A 19,721-nucleotide genomic window follows, 5' to 3' on the forward strand; every position below is an offset into this window, starting at 1 on the left:
ACATTTGGTAATAACGCAAGCAATCAAAGACGAATTGGCGCGCGTACCGGTCGGCAAGGGCGTAGAAAGAGCAGCTGAGCTGGCCACCATTCTGAGGTTTTGTGGCGGATTGCACCTGATTTCGGGAAGAATTGCCATCGAGGTAGAGCTGGACTCTTCGACCTTAGCTAGGCGACTCACGAGGGCAATCTCCGAGCTCTATGGGATCCAATCGGAACTTTCAGTTGTTGGGGCGAGTGGGGTGCGCAAACACAGCGGCTATCAGATTCGCGTTATGCGTGACGGCGAATTACTCGCTAGGCAAACTGGACTCATCGACAATAAAGGGCGTCCGGTCAGAGGGCTCCCGGCAACCATGATCTCATCTACCCTCGAGGAGGCCAAGGCGATCATGCGAGGTGCATTTTTAGCCAACGGGGTCCTTACCGACCCTGGTCGCACCACATCCTTGGAAATAACTGCGCCAAGCAACGAAGCCGCCATGGCATTGGTGGGTATTGCAAGGCGGCTGGGTGTCAGCGCCAAGGCCCGTGAGGTTAGAAATGTCTACCGCGTGGTGATTCGCGATGGCGAGGCAATTACGCACATTTTGAGCGAAATCGGCTGCACCGAGCAGGTCGAGAAGTGGGAAGCCCTCAGAACCAGAAGAGAGGTTCGCGGGGTAGCCAATCGACTAGCGAACTTCGATGATGCCAACCTTCGAAGAAGCGCCCAGGCAGCGGTTGCAGCCGGAGCCAGGGTTCAAAGAGCACTTGAGATACTCGGCGAAAGAGCCCCCAGACACTTAAAATACGCCGGCGAGCTTAGGCTTGAGCACAAAGAGGCTTCGCTCGATGAACTTGGCCGCTTGGCAGACCCTCCTATGACAAAGGATGCAATCGCTGGACGAATCAGAAGACTGCTGGCTACAGCGGACAAGCTTGCTTCGGATTTAGGTATTCCGGACACCGAATCGGCCATCGATTATTTGATAGAGGAATAAAACGCTCGACCCTGGACTTCGCCACTATAAGAAAGAGAGATTTAAATGACTTATTCACTACCGGAACTTTCCTACGATTATTCGAGCCTTGAGCCACACATCTCGGCGAAAATCATGGAGCTTCACCACTCCAAGCACCACCAGGCCTATGTCACTGGTGCTAACGCAGCGCTGGACGCGATGGCAAAAGCTCGCGAAGCGAATGACTTTGCCAATCTTCCGAAATTGCAAAAAGATCTTGCCTTCAACCTGGGTGGCCATATAAACCACAGTATTTTCTGGAAAAACTTATCTCCCGAGACTCAAGAGCCGACCGGTGACTTGAGCGCAGCAATTGCCGAGTACTTCGGATCATTTGAGGCTTTTAAGAACCACTTCACTGCAGCCGCAATGGGTATTCAGGGCTCCGGTTGGGCATACCTAGCATGGGATGCAATTGGCAACCAAATGGTGATTGGTCAACTTTATGACCAGCAAGGCAACTTACCCATCGCGACCCTGCCGCTTTTGATGCTGGACATGTGGGAGCACGCCTTCTATCTTGATTACCACAATGTCAAAGCCGATTACGTGAAAGCCTTCTGGAACATTATTGACTTCGAGGATGTTGCTACTAGGTTTGCCTCGGTCAAGCTGAATAGCAAGTCGCTGCTGCTAGGCTGAGCACTTCTGCCCAATGGAGCGTGGAACACATTTGTAAATCCATTTTAGAACTGGAGACTTCCCGTGACCCGTGTTGGCATTAATGGCTTTGGCCGAATTGGCCGCAATTACTTGCGTGCGGCCCTAGCCCAAAACTCAAACCTAGAAATAGTAGCTGTAAACGACCTATCAGACCCTAAGAGCCTGGCTCATCTTTTGAAGTACGACTCAATCGCAGGGCGTCTTGACGCAGCCGTATCGGTGGATGGCGACAGCATCATCGTTAATGGCCAAGCCATTAGAGTCCTGGCTGAGCGCGACCCAGCGAATTTGCCATGGGGAGAGCTCGGCGTAGACATCGTGATTGAGTCAACTGGGCGCTTCACTAATGCTGATGATGCCAAAAAACACATTGCGGCTGGGGCAAAAAAAGTCTTAATCTCGGCTCCTGCGACCAACGAAGATGCAACTTTTGTTATCGGAGTGAACGACCACCTTTACGATCCAGCCAAACACCACATCATTTCCAACGCCTCCTGCACCACCAACTGTTTGGCGCCATTGGCGAAGGTTTTCCACGATAAGTGGGGAATTAAAAATGGTCTTATGACCACCGTTCATGCTTATACGGCAGATCAGAACCTGCATGATGGACCACACGATGACTTGCGACGCGCACGCGCTGCAGCGATCAACATTGTGCCATCTTCTACCGGCGCCGCCAAGGCAATCGGGCTGGTAATGCCCGAGCTTAAAGGCAAGCTGGATGGCTTTGCGCTGAGAGTTCCAGTTCCAACGGGATCAATCACAGACCTAACCATCACAACCGACGCGACCGTCACAGTTGAAGAGATAAAAGCTGCTTATAAAGCGGCGGCAGAGGGACCCCTCAAAGGTATCCTGCTCTACACAGAGGAGCCAATCGTCTCCTCCGACATAGTTGGCGATCCTCACTCGTCAATTTTCGACGCGGGGCTGGTACGAGTCATTGATCAGACAGTGAAGCTTTCAAGTTGGTACGACAACGAGTGGGGCTATTCCAACCGTTTAGTTGAGCTAACCGAACTGGTTGCCTCGAAGCTCTAATGCTTAGAACTCTTCATGCTGCCGGTGACCTTGCTGGCAAGCGCGTTATTTTGCGCTGCGATTTAAATGTTCCAATCAAAAACGGTGTCATTACTGACGACGGAAGAATCAGAGCCTCGATTCCGACGATCAGAAAACTGGTTGATCTTGGAGCAAAAGTCATTCTTTGTTCTCACCTGGGTAGACCCGAGGGCGAGCCAATTCTGGAATTCTCACTTGCCCCAGTCGCCCTGAGGCTCGAGGAACTGCTCGGCCAACCAGTTGTTTTTGCAAACGACACTGTCGGCCCTCAGGCCAAGGCAGCAGCCAAGCTCCTCGAGGACGGCGGGGTCGCTTTACTCGAGAACTTAAGATTCAGCAAAGACGAAACCAGCAAGGACCCCAAAGAGCGTGAAAGGTTTGCCATGAAACTGGCCGACCTAGGCGAAATTCTCGTAAGCGATGGGTTTGGAGTAGTTCACCGCAAGCAGGCTAGCGTTTTTGAGCTGGCAAAAATTATCCCTAGCTACGCCGGGGGATTGATTGAGTCCGAATTAGAGGTATTGAATAAATTAACCCATGATCCAGTTCGGCCATACACAGTGGTCTTGGGTGGCTCAAAGGTTTCCGACAAGCTAGGGGTGCTTGGGCATCTGCTGCCCAAGGTTGACCGACTCGTAATCGGCGGTGGCATGGTCTTCACAGTCCTAGCGGCGTTGGGGCATAAGGTGGGGAAGAGCCTTCTGGAGTCGGACCAAATAGCAACGGTAAAAATCTTTTTGGAGCAAGCTGCAGCGCTCGGTGTGGAAGTAATTTTGCCTACTGATATTTTGGTGGCATCTTCATTTGCCCCGGATGCAGAGTTCGAAGTTGTCGCCTTCGACAAGATCGAGTCCACGAGTTTCGGGGAATCGGGCATCGGGTTAGACATTGGGCCTGAGTCTGCAAAATCCTTTGCGGCAGCCGTCTCATCATCAAAAACAGTCTTTTGGAATGGCCCAATGGGGGTCTTTGAATTTGCGAATTTTGCTGGCGGCACCAGGGCGGTCGCGCATGCACTCAGCAACCTCGATGGGCTCGGAGTGGTCGGCGGAGGGGACTCAGCTGCGGCAGTTCGACTTCTGGGCTTTGATGAAAGTAAATTTGGACACATTTCCACTGGCGGAGGCGCCAGCCTGGAATTTCTTGAAGGCAAGCACCTACCCGGGCTGGAGGTCCTAAATGACTAGTCGCGTACCCCTAATTGCAGGAAACTGGAAGATGAACCTCGACCATTTCCAAGCGATTGCTCTGATACAGAAACTGAGCTGGACACTCGATGATGCCAAACACGATTATGAAAAGGCCGAGGTTGCAGTGTTTCCTCCCTTTACCGACCTCAGGACCGCTCAGACACTGATTGAGAGCGAGAAATTTAAGATCGGGCTTGGAGCACAGGATGTCTCTCGTCATTCAAGCGGAGCTTTCACTGGAGAGGTTTCGGGGGCGTTTTTATCCAAACTAAACGTTAAATACGTGCTGATTGGTCATTCTGAACGTCGTCAGTATCATTCGGAAACCGACGAGATCTTGAATGCTAAGGTCTCCGCAGCTTGGCAGAACGGGCTTATTCCAATTATTTGCGTTGGAGAAACTCTGGAAGAACTTGAGCTTCAAGGACAAGCGGCGGTTCCCATTGCCCAGGCGCTCGCGGCTTTATCGGGGCACGAAACTCTAGGCGAGTTTGTAATCGCTTACGAACCGGTTTGGGCTATTGGCACCGGCAAAGTTGCGACCCCAGCCGAAGCAGAGGCTGTAGCCAAAGCCCTAAGGGCCGCAATCACGCAAGAGTTTGGTCAAGAATCCGGAAATAGCCGTATTCTTTACGGAGGTTCAGTCAAAGCAAACAACGTCGCAGGCTTTTTGGCTTCGGGAGAAGTAGACGGAGTTTTGGTTGGGGGAGCCTCACTGGATGCCGACGAGTTTGCCGGCATTGCCCGATTCCAAAAGCACATAGTCCTATAATTTCCACGAGCGCCCGCTAAACAAAGGATCCAAATGGCTGCCCTTCAAACCGCACTGCTGGTATTGCTTGCAATCACCAGCGTGCTCCTTATCATGCTGATTTTGCTACACAAGGGCCGCGGAGGTGGCGTCGCCGACATGTTTGGCGGTGGCGTAACATCTACGATGAGCTCCTCTGGAGTCGCTGAGCGAAACCTAAACCGCATCACAATCGTGCTGGCCTTGGTTTGGCTAATTGTTATCGTGACCCTGGGCCTCTTTACCCGATTCGGTTGGGCCGGATGAGTAACTCATCCTCTATAAGGGGAGCAAGAGTCGGAGCAGGCCCAATGGGCGAGCAGGATCGTGGCCATAAGGTTGAAAAGATCCGAATGAGTTTCTACTGCTCTAACGGGCACGAAACCCATCCTTCATACGCGGCCACGGTGGCAAGCGAAGATATTCCAAGCGAGATTGATTGCCCCAATTGTGGCTTGCCCGCAGGGGTAGACAAGGCTAATCCGCCCTTGGTGGCCAAGGTTGAGCCATATAAAACTCACTTGGCCTATGTCAAAGAGCGCCGCAGCGACGATGAAGCACAAGATATTCTTGAGGAGGCGTTGCAGTCGATTAAAGAGCGTCGCGAACGCGCCGCGGCCTCGGCTAAAGCGCGCGGCTAGCTTCCAGATCTAGAAACCAGTTCGTAGCCGACATACCCGAAATTCTTGCGGCCGGAAGTTCACAAGCCGGATCATTAAGAACAGCTCTTGTCGCGGCGGATTTGGTCTTTCCAGATACCAAAAACCAGACCTTTTCGCTGCGATTCAGAGCCTGATAGCTAAAGCTGAGCCGCTGCGCTGGGGGCTTTGGCGAATCAGATTCTGCGACAATCCAAGCATCCGGGTGCCGATGGTCTGGAAAGAGCGATGCGATGTGACCATCTGGCCCCATACCCAGAATCAGAATGTCGAACACGGCCGCGTCTTTATAAAGAGGCCCCAGCTCACTGGAAATGAGCGAATCGAATTCGACGCGGGCAAGCTCCAGTGTCCCGTTGGTGTCTGGGAAACGAAAGAGCCTGGCGGTTCGAAGTTCCGGCCAAGCCTCAAGCGCTTGATATTCGTTTCGATCCGAATCCGCAAGTGGTACAAATCGCTCATCGCCAAAAAAAACATCTAGTTTTGAGACGGGAATCTCCAGCGCCCTCAAGTCTTTCAGGATTTGAATGCCGAGGGTTCCACCAGTGAGAACGATCCTGACTCTTGGCTTATCTTCAAGGACTCGCCTAATTTCCCCGGCAATCTCAGAGGCGGCGGCCAATGATAAAAGCTCTGGGTTTTCTAAGACCCTAATTTCAGCGCTCACTGCCGAATCCCTTTGTCAGAACTTGGCCGTAGACGGCATCTTCACCCAGGAACCTCATGTCCTCAACAAGGCAATCTTGGTCGCTTCGTTGTGGAAGCAGGATCGAGCTATCGGGAGCGCCAATTTGCCGAATCTGAGCGACATCTTGACTTCTGATAACTTCCAGGGCTCCTTCATCAAAACCGATGCGAACTCCCGCGATTCCTGTGACCTGAGTCTCATTGAGAACATCGTTGATTTTGGCTTTGATGCCCAAGTGTTGTTCAAGCCAGCTGGCTAAAAGGTAGGCGCTGGGGGAATGCGCGGAGCCAAATACTTCAATTGAGGTTACATGGCGGTCAGAATGCTGTTCATAAAGAGCTGTTATTTGAGCTCTCCACAAAGTTATTCTCGTCCAGGCCATGTCGCCGTCCCCCGGCTGATAATTCTGTGCCAATCTTTTTAAAAATTCTACGGGCGAACTCTGGCAGGCAGAGTCAGTGATTCTACGACTCGCAATTTTGCCGATGGCCGTTTTCGCAGGGTTGTCCTCGCAATCCGATGGCCACCATGCAACAACTGGGGCGTCTGGAAGTAGCAATCCCATTACCAAGGATTCTTGGCTTGTCGCAGCTTGGCCATGAGCCTTCAAGATAATCACTTCAGAGGCTCCAGCATCTCCGCCAACCCTGATTTCAGCGTCTAGGCGACTCTGTGTCTGTTTGTCTAGATCTTCGGCTAAAACAATGATTCTTGAGGGGTGCAACCTCGAGGCGCCATTGGCCGCCTTGACCGCGGCTTCGATGTGCTCAAAATCAGTCTCTATCAAAAGGGTCAGAACCCTCCCGAGTGCTACCACACCTCCCGAGTCTCTGAGATCTTGAATCCGCTTTGCCACCTTCGAGGTGGTGGTGTTAGGTAGGTCAACTATCAAGGTCTTCTCCAAACTCTGCCGTCAACCTCGAGCATCTGCTCTGCTCCTAGCGGCCCCCAGCTCCCAGGGGAGTACTGCTGAGGCTTGGTGTGCTCCTCCCAGAACTTGACGATTGGATCGAGGATCTCCCAGGAGAGCTCAACTTCGCGCTGCCGAGGAAAAAGCGGGGGCTCTCCCAAGAGCACGTCCAGTATCAAACGCTCATAGGCCTCGGGGCTGTCCTCTGTGAAAGCATGACCGTAGCCAAAGTCCATGGTGACATCGCGCACCTGCATCGCGGGTCCCGGAACCTTTGAGCCAAACCTGGTTGTGACACCCTCGTTGGGTTGCACGCGAATCACCAGTGCATTTTCACCAAGTAGCGCCGTTTGAGATTCTGCAAAGAGCTTCTGCGGAGCGCGCTTAAAGACAATCGCAATCTCGGTGACTCTCCTGCCAAGCCGCTTGCCGGCTCGCAGATAAAAAGGAACTCCCTGCCAGCGCGGGTTATCCACATCCAAGCGCATCGCAGCATAGGTCTCCGACTTACTCGAGGGGTTGGCACCTTCTTCTGACAAAAAACCAAGCACCTCCTCGCCGCCCTGCCAGCCGCCGGAGTACTGACCGGTCGCGGTGTGTTTGGCTAAATCTTTCGGCAGTCTCACAGCTGCTAACACTTTTTCTTTTTCGTGCCTCAAATCGGCAGCGTCAAAGCTCTCAGGTTCCTCCATGGCAGTGAGCGCGAGAAGTTGCAGCAAGTGATTTTGAATCACGTCGCGCGCCGCGCCTATGCCGTCGTAATAACCAGCTCTAGACCCGATGCCGATATCCTCGGCCATAGTAATTTGCACGTGATCGACATATTTAGAGTTCCAAAGTGGCTCGAACATCTGATTGGCGAACCTAAGTGCAAGAATATTCTGCACGGTCTCTTTTCCTAAGTAGTGGTCGATTCTAAATACCGAATCAGCCGGAAAGACTCGCTCCACTACCTCGTTGAGCTCTTTCGCGGTTTTTAGGTCGGAGCCGAAGGGTTTTTCAATAACCACCCGGCGGAATTCTCCAGCTGCCGCCCTTGCCAGACCACTTCGCTCAAGCTGATTAATTACTAACGGAAAGTCGCGCGGTGGGATGGATAGGTAAAAAGTGTGGTTTCCGGCGGTGCCTCGCACTCGGTCTAGCTCTGCTACCGTCTCGCGTAATTGATCAAATGCCAATGGATCATAATGCTGGCCGGATACAAAGCGAATCCCTTTAGCAAGCTGTTGCCAGACCTCCTCGGACCAAGGAGTTCGAGAATGACTCTTCACTGCATCGTGAACTACCTTCTCAAAGTCTTCTCGACTCCAGTCACGCCGAGCAAAGCCGACAAGCGAGAAAGCCGGTGGCAGTAAACCTCGATTGGCCAGATCGTAAATTGCTGGCATTAGTTTTTTGCGAGATAAGTCTCCGGTCACCCCGAACAGAATCAGACCGGAAGGTCCAGCAATCTTTTGGATCCTGCGGTCGGAAAAATCGCTTAGCGGGTTAGTACTCACTTACCAATAACCTGCACAAGTCTTGCAAGATCGGACAGTGGTTCTTCAAAATCCAAAGTCAGAACCGGCAAGCCGTTTTCAGCCAAAACCCTGGCGTCTCCTTGAGCCTGCGAGGAGATCAGATTGCCGAATGTGAAGGGTCTGCCCTCGATTTCAAGATCCATGCCGTGGTTCCCGGTAATAATTAGAAAGACGCCCTGCCTTGGGCCACCCTTGTGATATTGGCCGGTGGAATGTAAAAAACGCGGGCCCCAACCGAAAGTTACGGGTACCAAGGTCCTTGCGGCCATCAAGTCTCTGAGATCAACAAATTGCGGATACTCCGGGCGATTCAGGTAAACCTGAATAGCAACGTAGCTACCTTCTTGGATTTTTTCGAGCAACTCGTCAACCGCGCTTTTAAGGGTGCTGCCGACTAATTCAAAACCGAAGGACTTGGCGGAAATGCCGCCATCAACAAAATCGGCCTCCACATTTATCGTGGGGGAGTCCAGAAGAGCTCGAGATGCAATTTTGGCCGATTCAACATTGGGTTGGTCGAAGGGGTTTATTTGCATCAGATAACCCGCGATTACGGTGGCATACTCCCACAGTAAAAACAGCTCGCCGAGATTTCCCGAGAACGTGATGTCCTCAATGCCAGGAGCTAAGGAAGAAAACTTTATCAACAACGTGTCGCTACCAAGATTTTTTATCTCCGGGGCGCTTGCTGTCAAAGCCACGGGTAAAATTCCCTTTTGTTCTTTGCCAGTTGATTCGGCTACTAACTGCTCAACCCAATCACCAAAACCAGCCAAGCCATCTGATTCAATCAAAAATTTATCTTTATTGCCATTCACTCCAGGGCTTCTAGCCAGCGCGGCCCCGAGCCAAAGACCAGGGTTGTCAAGCGAGTCCGAAACCAAAGTCGGATTCGATCTTGCCGCCGAAGCAATCAACCCGGCTATGTCAGCACCGGCCAAGCCTGAGGGCACCAGCCCAAAAGCGGTCAGCGCCGAATACCTGCCGCCAACATTTGGATCCGCATTAAAAACTCGGTAACCCGCCTCACGTGAATCGAGATCAAGCGGGGAGCCCGGGTCGGTCACAATCACAATTCTGGTCTTTGGATCAATACCTGCGCTCCGAAAAGCGGTTTCAAACGCACGCTTCTGACTGTCAGTCTCTAGAGTAGAGCCTGACTTTGAAGACACCACCACAACTGTCGTGGCAAGTTGATTCAGAGCGGCGGCCACCTGGTCTGGGGCGGTTGAATCAAGCACAGTGAGCGCCACATTAGAGGTCTTGGTTATTACCTCGGGCGCAAGAGACGAACCCCCCATCCCACAAAGCACGACCCTATTCAGGCCCAAAGCTCTGAATTCATCGCGCAAAATTAGAATTTCAGGAATCAGCTCGAGCGAGGTTTCGCTAGATTCGACCCAACCCAATCGATTACGAGCTTCCGATTCAGCGGCGCTTCCCCAAATGCTCGAGTCCTTTGCTCTGATTCGGGAGGCTATTGAATCTCCAATGAGGCCTTTGACTGTCTCTAAGAGTTGGTTTTCTAACTGCTTTGAGAGCTGTAACTTCAATTGGATTCCTTTAAAGCTTGCTCCACGGTTGCAACTAGCTCATCCCAAGAAACGATGAACTTTTCAACGCCTTCTTTTTCTAGCAACTCGGTAACATCGTCAAAATCGACTCCGGCATCGGAGAGTTTTTTCATGAATGCCACGGCTGACTCAACTTGGTTGCGGATTGAGTCATCCGGAATAATGCCGTGCTCAAAGGTCGCCATCATGGTCTTTTCTGGCATCGTGTTTACTAGGTCCGGAGACACCAGCTGGGTCACATACAGAGTGTCATCAAGAGTTGGGTCCTTGACTCCAGTTGAGGCCATCAGCGGTCGCTGCAGTCGAGCTCCGAGGTCACTGAGCTTCTGCCAGTCAGCGCTAGAGAATCGGTCTAGAAATAACTGGTAGGCGAGTCTGGCGTTAGCCAGGGCAGCCTGAGACTTTAGTTCTTCTCGACCAAGGGCCTCAAGTCTTTTATCAACCTCGGTGTCGACCCGAGAGACAAAGAAGGACGCCACCGAATGAATCTTGGCCAGATTCTTGCCTTCGGAATGGGCCTTTTTTAGGCCGGCAAAATAGGCATCTATGACTTGGTTATAGCGAAGCGTCGAAAAAATCAAAGTAACGTTCACGCTGATTCCGGCTGCGGTCACTGCTTCAATTGCCTCGAGTCCCGCCTTAGTCGCAGGGATCTTGATCATTACGTTCTCGCGCCCAACCAGCTCGTAGAGCTCTAGCGCCTGCTTGATAGTGCCCTTCGCATCATGGGCGAGCTTCGGTTCCACCTCAATTGAAACTCGACCATCAACCCCGTTTGATTGCTCATAAACCTCCAAAAAGATATCGCATGCTGCGGCGACATCGCTCGAGGTAATGTTTGCAATCGCCGTGCTTGCATCGTGGCCGGCCATAGCTTCTGAGGCAATGGCCTCGTGGTAGCTCGCACCCTTGAGTGCGGCCGCGAAAATGGTGGGGTTGGTGGTCACCCCGCGCACGCTGTATTCGCTGATCATCTTGGCAAGGTTCCCAGATTGAATTCGCTCACGAGATAGATCGTCTAGCCAGATGGAAACGCCGTTTTGAGTCAGGGTCTTTAGTGGATTAGTCATTTATTCTCTCCTTCAAAAAGCTTTGTGCCGGCCGCAACGACGGCTTCGGTGGTGATTCCAAACTCTTGATAAAGGGTTTGGTAGTCGGCAGATGCTCCGTAGTGATCAATCCCGATGCTGATACCGGCATCGCCGACAATTCCGCGCCAGCCAATAGTTAAGCCTGCTTCGATAGATACTCGAGCAGTGACCGACTTTGGTAGAACCTGATTTCTGTATTCAGTAGATTGCTCATCGAACCACTCAACACAAGGCATTGAAACCACCCGCGTAGATATCCCCTGGGCCTCGAGTGTTTCCCGAGCGGCCACAGCGAATTGAACCTCACTGCCGGAAGCAACCAAAATCAAATCGAGCTTCGGTTTTGACCCGTCGACTAGAACATAACCGCCCTTGGAAACCTCACTGGCTTGTGCATAGCCGTTTCCACGAGGAAGTACTGGAAGGTTCTGACGAGTCAAAATCATTCCCGCGGGTCCTGATTTGCGCCTGAGTACCTGCAACCAGGCGTGTGAGGTTTCATTGGCATCGGCCGGTCTGACTACCGCGAGATTTGGTATTGCTCGAAGGACAGTTAGGTGCTCAACGGGCTGATGGGTGGGGCCATCTTCGCCAAGAGCGACCGAGTCGTGAGTCCAGACGTAAATTGCCGGGACTCCCATAAGCGCTGCCAAACGAACTGCTGGCCGCATGTAGTCCGAGAACACTAGAAATGTGCCGCCAAAAACCCTGGTGTGACCAGACAGGGTGATACCCGAAAGGATCGCGCCCATGGCGTGCTCGCGCACCCCAAAGTGCAAGATGCGCCCAGCGGCTTTGGGGGTCCAAGCCGAAACCTGATACTTGGATGGCACAAAAGATCCGCCATCTTCGATGGAGGTATTATTTGACTCCGCTAGATCGGCAGACCCGCCCCATAATTCGGGCATAATTTTGGCTATTGCATTAATTACCTTGCCGGAAGCGGCTCGAGTGGCAATCTCAGTCCCAGGCTCAAACGCTGGCAAGACCGCTTCCAAGCCTTCCGGCAATTCATCCTTTAGGAGTCTTGCAAAGAGCTTGGCACCCTCGGGATTTGCCTCGCCCCAAGCGTCAAAGCTCTTCTGCCAATGAATTCTCTCCGCAGCGCCTTTTGCAACCAGCTTGCGGGTGTGTTCCAGCACTTGGGCAGAGACCTCGAAATTCTTTTCGGGGTCAAAGCCCAACGCAACCTTGAGTCCGGCGAGCTCTTCAGCCCCGAGCTTGGAACCGTGGATTTTTCCAGTGTTCTGTTTGGTAGGCGAAGGCCAGCCAATTATTGTGCGAAGTGTTATGAAGGTTGGCTGCTCAGTATTTGCCTTGGCTTTTTTTATTGCCTCAAAAAGGGCGTGAACGTCCTCTTGATAGGCTCCGTTGTTTCTCCAGTCAACCTCAATAGTTTCCCAACCGTAGGCGCGATAACGCATAGCCACATCCTCGGTGAAACTGATGTCCGTGTCGTCCTCAATGGAAATCTGATTTGCGTCATAAATAACCACTAGATTGCCCAGCCCCAAATGTCCGGCAATAGAGGCAGCCTCGGCACTCACGCCCTCTTGCACATCCCCGTCTCCGGCAATCACATACACAAAATGGTCAAAGGGAGATGAACCGGCTGGTGTGTCGTTGTCAAAAAGTTCGCGCTCGAAGCGTTGCGACATTGCAAAACCCGTTGCGGATGCAATGCCTTGACCTAGCGGCCCCGTGGTGATTTCCACCCCGTGAGTGTGGCCAAATTCGGGATGGCCTGGAGTCTTGGAACCCCAAGTGCGAAGAGCTTCGATGTCGGCTTTCTCCAACCCAAAACCGCCCATGAAGAGCTGATTGTAGATTGTTAGTGAAGAGTGTCCTACAGAGAGGATGAAACGATCACGACCGGCCCATTGGTCATCCTTGGGATCGTGACGCATGACCTTCTGAAAGAGCAAATAGGCAGCTGGTGCCAAGCTGATAGCAGTGCCGGGGTGTCCGTTACCCACTTTTTCTACGGCGTCTGCGGCTAGTACTTTTGCCGTTTTTACCGCCAGGTCATCGAGCTCATTCCATTCTAACAATTGAGAATTCCTTACTTTTTTTGGTTTTTCAAAAGGGGGATTTAAGAGGCCACAGTGCCCCAAGCTTTGAGGGAAGTCTATACCTTGGGAAATTCTCAGCATCTGGGAGTTAGACTTATTTCACAATGGCTCTAGACACTCAAACCCCGGCTCGCAGGAGCTTTCTAACCAAGCTGCGAGCTTATTTCGCGCTCACCAAGCCGAGGGTTATCGAGTTGCTGCTGATTGCGACCGTGCCAACCATGATTTTGGCAGCTCAAGGCATTCCATCTGTTTGGCTAGTACTGGCCACCCTGGTCGGGGGAGCACTCAGTGCTGGGAGCGCCAACTCCTTTAACTGCTACATCGATAGAGATATCGACAAGGTGATGAATCGAACCAAAAAGCGACCCTTGGTGACTGGTGAGCTTACCGATAAGGAAGCTCTGCGGTTTGCTTGGGCGCTGGGGGTCATTTCAATAATCTGGCTCGCGGTGTTGGTAAATCCGCTCTCCGCAGTTCTTTCGCTGATTGCAATTTTGTTTTACGTGTTCGTTTACACGCTCGGCTTAAAGCGCCGCACGCCGCAGAACATAGTTTGGGGAGGAGCGGCGGGCGCTGTTCCAGTTCTAATCGGCTGGGCCGCAGTGACCAATGAAATTTCCCCGGCTGCCTGGGTGCTTTTTTTCATTATTTTCTTGTGGACTCCGCCGCACTACTGGCCACTGTCCATGAGGTACCTAGAGGATTATAAAAAAGCAGGAGTGCCGATGCTCCCCGTTGTGGCAAAAAATGAGCTGGTAGGCCGCCAAATCATTCTCTACGCCTGGGCCTATTTGGCTGCCACCTTGCTACTGATCCCGGTGGCAAACATGGGATTGATTTACTCGATCACAGCGGTTGTCGCGGGCACCTGGTTTACCTGGGAGTCACACAAGCTCTACAACGAAGCAAGGGTTCGAATTCCCCAGAACCCGATGCGGCTATTTCACGGATCGATAACACATTTAACGCTGCTATTTCTAGCGATTGCGATTGATCCGCTTTTGTACTTCAGCTTCTAATTCCTAACCTTTATTTCCTCTAGCCTCGCCAGAGACTCGTTGCGCTCAGTTGCGTGATCAAGAATCGGGGCCGGGTAGCCTTGCGCCAAACCGTCGATTAAAAGCCAGGGTTCGTGAACCTGGCCGCCAGAGATGTGCTCGAGCTCATGGACGAACCTCCGAACGTAATCTCCGTTGGGGTCAAATTTTTTACCCTGCAAAATCGGATTAAAAACCCGGTAATAAGGGGATGCGTCCGTTCCGGAACCTGCCGTCCACTGCCAACCGTGAGCATTTGAAGCTGGATCGAAGTCGGTCAAGTGTTTTTCAAACCAATCGGCCCCAACTTGCCATTCAAAATGAAGGTCCTTGACCAAGAAGCTAGCGACCATCATGCGAGCCCGATTGTGCATCCAACCCGTGGTAACAAGCTGACGCATTGCGGCATCTACCGCTGGGAAACCCGTTCTACCTTGCTGCCAGGCCTCCAATAGTGCTGCGTCTTTGATTGGGTCGCTATAACGCATTTTTGCGAACCTGGGTTCGTAATACTCCGACTCGGTTTCCGGGTTGTGAAATAAGACGTCCGCGTAGAATTCTCGCCAAGCAATTTCTTTTCTAAAAACTTCCTCACCCTCAGAGTTTCCCAACTGGGCCAATAGGGTGCGCGGATGAATTTCCCCATGAGCTAGCGCGTGTGATAGCTGGGAGGTGCCCGCCAGGTCCATTCGATTGCGAGCCTGCGAGTAATCAGCGAGTGCTCTTTTTTGGAATCGGGCGAAGGTCCTTTTCGCAAATTCCTCGCCGGCTTTTACCTCGAAAGGGCTCTGGCTTATAGGGAGAGAAAAGTCAAAGCTTTCGGGCACCTTGGCCCAATTCACACTCTGCACATCCAATGCAAAGGGCCTAAAGTCAAGCTCCAAAAGCCAGCGTTTATAAAACGGTGAATAAACCCGGACGTTAGTGCCATCGTCTTTGCGAACGCTGCCCGGGACAACGGCGTAATTGCTGCCCACTAGCTCTAGCTCAATTCCGATTTTGGCAAGTTCCTTTGAGACCGAAACCTGCTCGGCAATACCTTTTTTATTAAAGGACTCGGTTGCGACCACCGAGGTCACCCCCAGGGTCTTGGCAATGCTCGCCATTGACTCCAAAGGGTCCTTATCAAACACCGAAACAAGATCCTGAAGATCGAGGCGGAGAGAAGAAACTGATGCAAAAACTGAGTGCTGACGAAGCGGTGACAGGTCGTGGTAGTCATTCGGCAAGAAAAACAACGGAAATAAGGAATTATCTAAATCGCTGTGGGCGAGGGCGGCAGCGTGAGTGAGAGCCTGGTTGTCCTGAAGCCTCAGATCCTTGCGAAACCAGAAGGCCCTAGACATTATTTTTTTGGCGCATAAAAAGTAGCTGAAAAATAACCAGTGCTGCCAGAACGGACGCACCGAGCATGTGAATGCCAACTAACAACGCGGGCACACCGAGCCTGGCTTGAATAATGCCGACAACAGCTTGACATATTGTGACCAAAAACAAAATGAATAGGACTCTGGTCGGCAGGTCACCGAAGAGCCTCTTGGAAAGCCTGAGCTGAAAAAATAATTGCACGGCAATCAAAGCCAGCATTAGGTATCCCGGGTAGCTGTGGAAGTGTTGCCAAATCTCGATACTGAAGCCATTTCTTGGCGTGTTGAGATCTCCAGCGTGCGGGCCAGCTCCGGTGACGATGATTCCCGCCAATATAGAGGCCAGCGAGACAAAAACCGTCGGCCAAGCTAATGCCCTGGACACTGGAGAGACCGGCCGAATTGGTTTGGGTAGTGCTCGGAACACCAGGACCGCTGCTATGGCAATCAAGAACATAGAAACCAAAAAGTGAGCTCCCACAATCCAGGAGTTCAATCCTGTTAGCACCGTGATTCCGCCAAGAACCGCCTGCACAATGACGCCCAGTCCAAGTGCAAAAGCGGGCACCACAATGCCGGATCTCTTTGTCTCTCGAACTCTTAGTACTAAGAGAATTCCGAAAAGGGTCATCGCTGGAAAAGAGATTGCTATCCCGACAAAAATGTGGTCCGCAATCAAAAACAAGACCATAGCGATCGCAGAGGAGAAGAAACCAACTATTGGAAGGCTCAGCCTTCTAATGTTGCCGTGGACCCTTATTGCAACGGCAAAGGTTAAAATTGCGATTATCAAAAGAACAAACGTGAGCAATCGGTTACCGAATTCGATGATGCCGTGAAAACCCATTTCCGGAGTAGTGGTGAGTGATTCATCGGTGCACATCGGCCAGGTCGGGCACCCGAGACCAGAACCGGTGAGCCTGACGGCGCCTCCGGTTACCACAATGAGAATCTGAGTCGCCAGAGAAAGCCAAACATAAAGCCGCAACCTCGACTTGGAGGCAAGCCCATTGAGCCAAATGGATTTAATAATCCGCACCGCGCACCTTTACTTAGGCAACCCTAAGTCCTTCATTTTAGCATTAGCGTCTATCGTTAGACGGTCTTAACTTTAATTCTCTCACGAGTTCTTTAGAGGAATAACGAGCTGAGCTGAGAGTTGTATCTAAAGAAAGCAGGAGGCACTAATGTCAGAAAAAATCATAGATCGCCCCGAACTTGACGAGCTAGGTAACTACGAGTTTGGATGGTCTGATAAAGACGATAAGGGTGCGTCAGCGCGCCGAGGTATCAGTGAAGAAGTAGTTCGCGATATTTCCGGGCTCAAGAATGAGCCGCAGTGGATGCTTGACATCCGCCTCAAGGGATATGAGTATTTCCTCAGAAAGCCAATGCCAACCTTTGGCAGCGATCTCTCCGGTATTCACTTTGACAACATTAAGTATTTCGTTCGGTCGACTGAGAAGCAGGCTCAAAGCTGGGAAGACCTGCCAGAGGATATCCGGAACACCTATGAGCGTCTAGGCATCCCAGACGCCGAGCGTCAGAGACTTGTTGGCGGAGTTGCAGCACAATATGAATCCGAAGTTGTCTACCACCAGATTCGTGAGGACCTAGAAGAGCAGGGAGTCCTATTCTTGGACACCGACACTGCCCTAAGAACTCACCCGGAGCTATTTGCAGAGTACTTCGGTACCGTAATTCCAGCTGGAGACAATAAGTTTGCTGCTCTGAACACCTCGGTGTGGTCGGGTGGCTCCTTTGTTTATGTACCCAAGGGCGTTCACGTTGAAATCCCGCTGCAGGCCTATTTCCGAATTAACACTGAGAACATGGGCCAGTTTGAGCGCACGCTGATTATTGCGGATGAAGATTCCTACGTGCACTACATCGAGGGCTGTACCGCTCCGATTTATCAATCTGATTCCCTTCACTCCGCTGTTGTTGAAATCATCGTCAAGAAAAACGCGAGAGTTCGCTACACCACCATTCAGAACTGGTCCAACAACGTCTACAACTTGGTCACCAAGCGAGCAATTGCTCACGAGGGTGCCACCATGGAGTGGATCGATGGCAACATCGGTTCGAAGGTCACAATGAAGTACCCGAGCGTAATTTTGGCCGGCGAGCACGCTCGCGGTGAGACTCTCTCGGTTGCATTCGCAGGTGAAGGTCAGCACCAAGACGCCGGAGCCAAAATGATTCACTTGGCCCCTTACACCACCAGCTCCATTGTCTCCAAGTCAATCGCTCGCGGTGGCGGAAGAACCTCTTACCGAGGTGAGATTCGCGTGAACCCGGGCGCCCACCACTCGGCAAACACGGTTCGCTGTGATGCCTTATTGGTAGACACCATATCTCGCTCTGACACTTATCCATCGAACGACATTCGTGAGGACGACGTGTCGATGGGTCACGAGGCCACCGTTTCACAAATCAGCGCGGAGCAGCTTTTCTACCTGCAGTCAAGAGGTATGAAAGAGGACGAGGCTATGGCGATGATTGTGCGCGGCTTTATTGAGCCGATCGCGAAAGAACTTCCTATGGAATATGCGCTAGAGCTAAACAAGCTAATCGAAATGCAAATGGAAGGTGCGGTGGGTTAGTCGATGGCACAGCACGGTATCCAGGAACATAGCCACGGCATTCCCATCCAAACCAGGTCTCAGAGACCGCAATCAACCTCAGTTTCAGACTTTCCTGAAGTTTCCAAACTTCAGGAAATCTGGCGCTACATCCCTCAGGACTTACTTCGCGGTCTAGACCAAGAGGTAATGGGGGAGCTATCAGAGGCTGAGATTGAAATCAGTTTGGCTGAGGGAGTCACTAGCCGATATGTCGATTCAACCGATGAATTAGTCGGCAAAGCCGGTATCCCAGAAGATAGAGTTGCGGCCGCGGCTTGGACGAACGCCTCAAAGACGCTAATTATCGAGATCCCGGCCGAAGCGGAAATTCAAGGCCCAAGTTTTATCAGAATCGATCCAAAGTCTCAGGATGCCAAAGCGGTCCATATCGTTATTTCAGCAGGACGTCACAGTTCAGCGACTATTGTTTTGGATCATTCGGGTCTGGGTGTACTGGGTGAAAATGTCGAGATTTTGGCAGGGGATTCCTCGAACCTAAACGTCATCACGATTCAAGAGTGGGACAAGGGCTCGAGCCACGTCTCAAGCCAGTTCGCAAAACTTGGCCGTGACGCCAAGCTCAAGCACGTTGTGGTTTCGCTGGGTGGCGACTTGGTTCGTATCACTCCGGCGGTCTCGCTGAGTTCACCGGGCGCTGAAATCAACATGTTCGGTGTTTATTTAGCTGATTCTGGAAACTATTTTGAGCACCGGCCATTTGTTGACCACATTGCCGAGAACTGCGTCTCTAATGTTGCCTATAAGGGAGCCTTGCAGGGCAGGGGAGCTCACACGGTTTGGGTCGGTGATGTGCTGATTCGTGAAACAGCAGAAGGCACCAGCACCTACGAGCTAAACCGCAACTTATTGCTGACCGATGGAGCAAGGGCAGATTCTGTGCCAAATCTCGAGATTGAAACGGGCAAGATCATTGGGGCTGGCCACGCAAGTGCATCTGGTCGATTCGATGATGAGCAGCTGTTTTATTTGCAGGCTCGCGGAATCTCAGAGCACGAGGCAAGAAGACTCGTGGTTCGAGGCTTCCTTCACGAAATCATCCAAAAGGTTGGGGTCGAGGAAATCGAAAATCGCCTGATGGCCGCGGTTGAGCAAGAGCTAGAAAAGGTGCGTTCCTAATTGGCAACCAGAATTTGTTCGCTTGATGACCTCAAGCCGGGAAAAGCTATCCGTGTGAAAATCGGAGAGGCGACAATAGCCGTTGTCCGGGAGCCCTCGGGCACGGTCAAGGCCTTAGACGATAAATGCTCGCACGGTGAGATTTCGCTCAGTGAGGGTTTTGTCGAAGACGGTGCAATCGAGTGCTGGGCACACGGCGCGAAGTTTGACCTGAACACGGGCAAACCTCTCAGTCTGCCGGCTTACGAGCCGGTAGCGGTTTACGAAGTGCTGATAGACAACAACGACATCTTCATCGAATACGAATAAGAATTTAGAAAAGGAA

At 51.9% G+C, this 19,721-nt stretch carries 19 protein-coding genes; 11 read left to right on the plus strand and 8 right to left on the minus strand.

Annotated features, from left to right (window positions below):
• Positions 1-4: 4 nt before the first annotated feature.
• The 7 genes from whiA (at position 5) to BLP47_RS06070 (ending at position 5,352) form a co-directional block, all read left to right on the plus strand.
• A complete protein-coding gene (gene whiA / locus BLP47_RS06040) occupies positions 5-982 on the plus strand; it encodes a DNA-binding protein WhiA (RefSeq protein ID WP_091851530.1) in 978 nt (325 codons plus the stop codon).
• 45 nt (positions 983-1,027) lie between these two features.
• Positions 1,028-1,645 (plus strand): superoxide dismutase, encoded by a 618-nt coding sequence (locus tag BLP47_RS06045; protein ID WP_091851532.1) that lies wholly within the window; start codon positions 1,028-1,030, stop codon positions 1,643-1,645.
• Positions 1,646-1,708: 63 nt separating this feature from the next.
• Entirely contained in the window at positions 1,709-2,710 is a 1,002-nt protein-coding gene (gene gap, locus BLP47_RS06050) for a type I glyceraldehyde-3-phosphate dehydrogenase (protein WP_091851535.1), read from the plus strand.
• Entirely contained in the window at positions 2,710-3,918 is a 1,209-nt protein-coding gene (pgk, locus tag BLP47_RS06055) for a phosphoglycerate kinase (RefSeq protein ID WP_091851538.1), read from the plus strand. Before gap ends, pgk begins: the two co-directional genes overlap by 1 nt.
• A complete protein-coding gene (gene tpiA, locus BLP47_RS06060) occupies positions 3,911-4,693 on the plus strand; it encodes a triose-phosphate isomerase (protein ID WP_091851541.1) in 783 nt (260 codons plus the stop codon). Before pgk ends, tpiA begins: the two co-directional genes overlap by 8 nt.
• 33 nt (positions 4,694-4,726) lie before the next feature.
• Positions 4,727-4,978 (plus strand): preprotein translocase subunit SecG, encoded by a 252-nt coding sequence (gene secG, locus BLP47_RS06065; RefSeq protein ID WP_091851544.1) that lies wholly within the window; start codon positions 4,727-4,729, stop codon positions 4,976-4,978.
• Entirely contained in the window at positions 4,975-5,352 is a 378-nt protein-coding gene (locus BLP47_RS06070; protein ID WP_091851547.1) for an RNA polymerase-binding protein RbpA, read from the plus strand. Before secG ends, BLP47_RS06070 begins: the two co-directional genes overlap by 4 nt.
• Here the strand turns inward: BLP47_RS06070 and pgl are convergent.
• The 6 genes from pgl to tkt are packed head-to-tail and all read right to left on the minus strand — an operon-like array spanning position 5,336 to position 13,204.
• The gene (gene pgl, locus BLP47_RS06075) at positions 5,336-6,037 is read right to left on the minus strand and encodes a 6-phosphogluconolactonase (RefSeq protein WP_091851550.1); all 702 of its coding nucleotides are present in this window, start codon (positions 6,035-6,037) and stop codon (positions 5,336-5,338) included. The genes BLP47_RS06070 and pgl overlap by 17 nt on opposite strands.
• Positions 6,027-6,950, minus strand: coding sequence for a glucose-6-phosphate dehydrogenase assembly protein OpcA (locus BLP47_RS06080; RefSeq protein WP_091851553.1), 924 nt, complete (start codon positions 6,948-6,950; stop codon positions 6,027-6,029). The genes pgl and BLP47_RS06080 overlap by 11 nt, the downstream gene beginning before the upstream one ends.
• A complete protein-coding gene (gene zwf / locus BLP47_RS06085; RefSeq protein WP_091851556.1) occupies positions 6,947-8,467 on the minus strand; it encodes a glucose-6-phosphate dehydrogenase in 1,521 nt (506 codons plus the stop codon). The genes BLP47_RS06080 and zwf overlap by 4 nt, the downstream gene beginning before the upstream one ends.
• Complete coding sequence (locus tag BLP47_RS06090) at positions 8,464-10,047, minus strand: glucose-6-phosphate isomerase (protein ID WP_371325801.1); 1,584 nt, start codon at positions 10,045-10,047, stop codon at positions 8,464-8,466. Before BLP47_RS06090 ends, zwf begins: the two co-directional genes overlap by 4 nt.
• Positions 10,038-11,132 (minus strand): transaldolase, encoded by a 1,095-nt coding sequence (gene tal, locus BLP47_RS06095; protein WP_091851561.1) that lies wholly within the window; start codon positions 11,130-11,132, stop codon positions 10,038-10,040. The genes BLP47_RS06090 and tal overlap by 10 nt, the downstream gene beginning before the upstream one ends.
• Complete coding sequence (tkt, locus tag BLP47_RS06100; protein WP_249883299.1) at positions 11,129-13,204, minus strand: transketolase; 2,076 nt, start codon at positions 13,202-13,204, stop codon at positions 11,129-11,131. Before tkt ends, tal begins: the two co-directional genes overlap by 4 nt.
• Before the next feature lie 125 nt (positions 13,205-13,329).
• Between tkt and BLP47_RS06105 the strand changes: the two genes are divergently transcribed.
• Entirely contained in the window at positions 13,330-14,247 is a 918-nt protein-coding gene (locus BLP47_RS06105) for a heme o synthase (RefSeq protein WP_091851566.1), read from the plus strand.
• Here the strand turns inward: BLP47_RS06105 and BLP47_RS06110 are convergent.
• Together BLP47_RS06110 and BLP47_RS06115 are read right to left on the minus strand one after the other, a co-directional pair.
• Positions 14,244-15,611 carry a deoxyribodipyrimidine photo-lyase gene (locus tag BLP47_RS06110; RefSeq protein WP_091851569.1) on the minus strand — a complete coding sequence of 456 codons (1,368 nt, stop codon included), beginning with the start codon at positions 15,609-15,611 and terminating at the stop codon, positions 14,244-14,246. The genes BLP47_RS06105 and BLP47_RS06110 overlap by 4 nt on opposite strands.
• Entirely contained in the window at positions 15,604-16,665 is a 1,062-nt protein-coding gene (locus BLP47_RS06115; RefSeq protein ID WP_371325802.1) for a heme A synthase, read from the minus strand. The genes BLP47_RS06110 and BLP47_RS06115 overlap by 8 nt, the downstream gene beginning before the upstream one ends.
• A gap of 154 nt (positions 16,666-16,819) precedes the next feature.
• On the opposite strand from BLP47_RS06115, the gene sufB reads away from it, so the two are divergent.
• Genes sufB through BLP47_RS06130 form a run of 3 tightly spaced genes read left to right on the plus strand, consistent with a single transcriptional unit; the run spans position 16,820 to position 19,705 of the window.
• Positions 16,820-18,238 (plus strand): Fe-S cluster assembly protein SufB, encoded by a 1,419-nt coding sequence (gene sufB / locus BLP47_RS06120; RefSeq protein ID WP_091851571.1) that lies wholly within the window; start codon positions 16,820-16,822, stop codon positions 18,236-18,238.
• Positions 18,239-18,241: 3 nt separating this feature from the next.
• Positions 18,242-19,396, plus strand: coding sequence for a Fe-S cluster assembly protein SufD (sufD, locus tag BLP47_RS06125; RefSeq protein WP_091851574.1), 1,155 nt, complete (start codon positions 18,242-18,244; stop codon positions 19,394-19,396).
• Complete coding sequence (locus tag BLP47_RS06130; RefSeq protein ID WP_091851577.1) at positions 19,397-19,705, plus strand: non-heme iron oxygenase ferredoxin subunit; 309 nt, start codon at positions 19,397-19,399, stop codon at positions 19,703-19,705.
• The last annotated feature ends 16 nt before the right edge of the window (positions 19,706-19,721 follow it).

Source organism: Candidatus Aquiluna sp. UB-MaderosW2red (genome assembly GCF_900100865.1).
Taxonomy (GTDB): Bacteria; Actinomycetota; Actinomycetes; order Actinomycetales; family Microbacteriaceae; genus Aquiluna.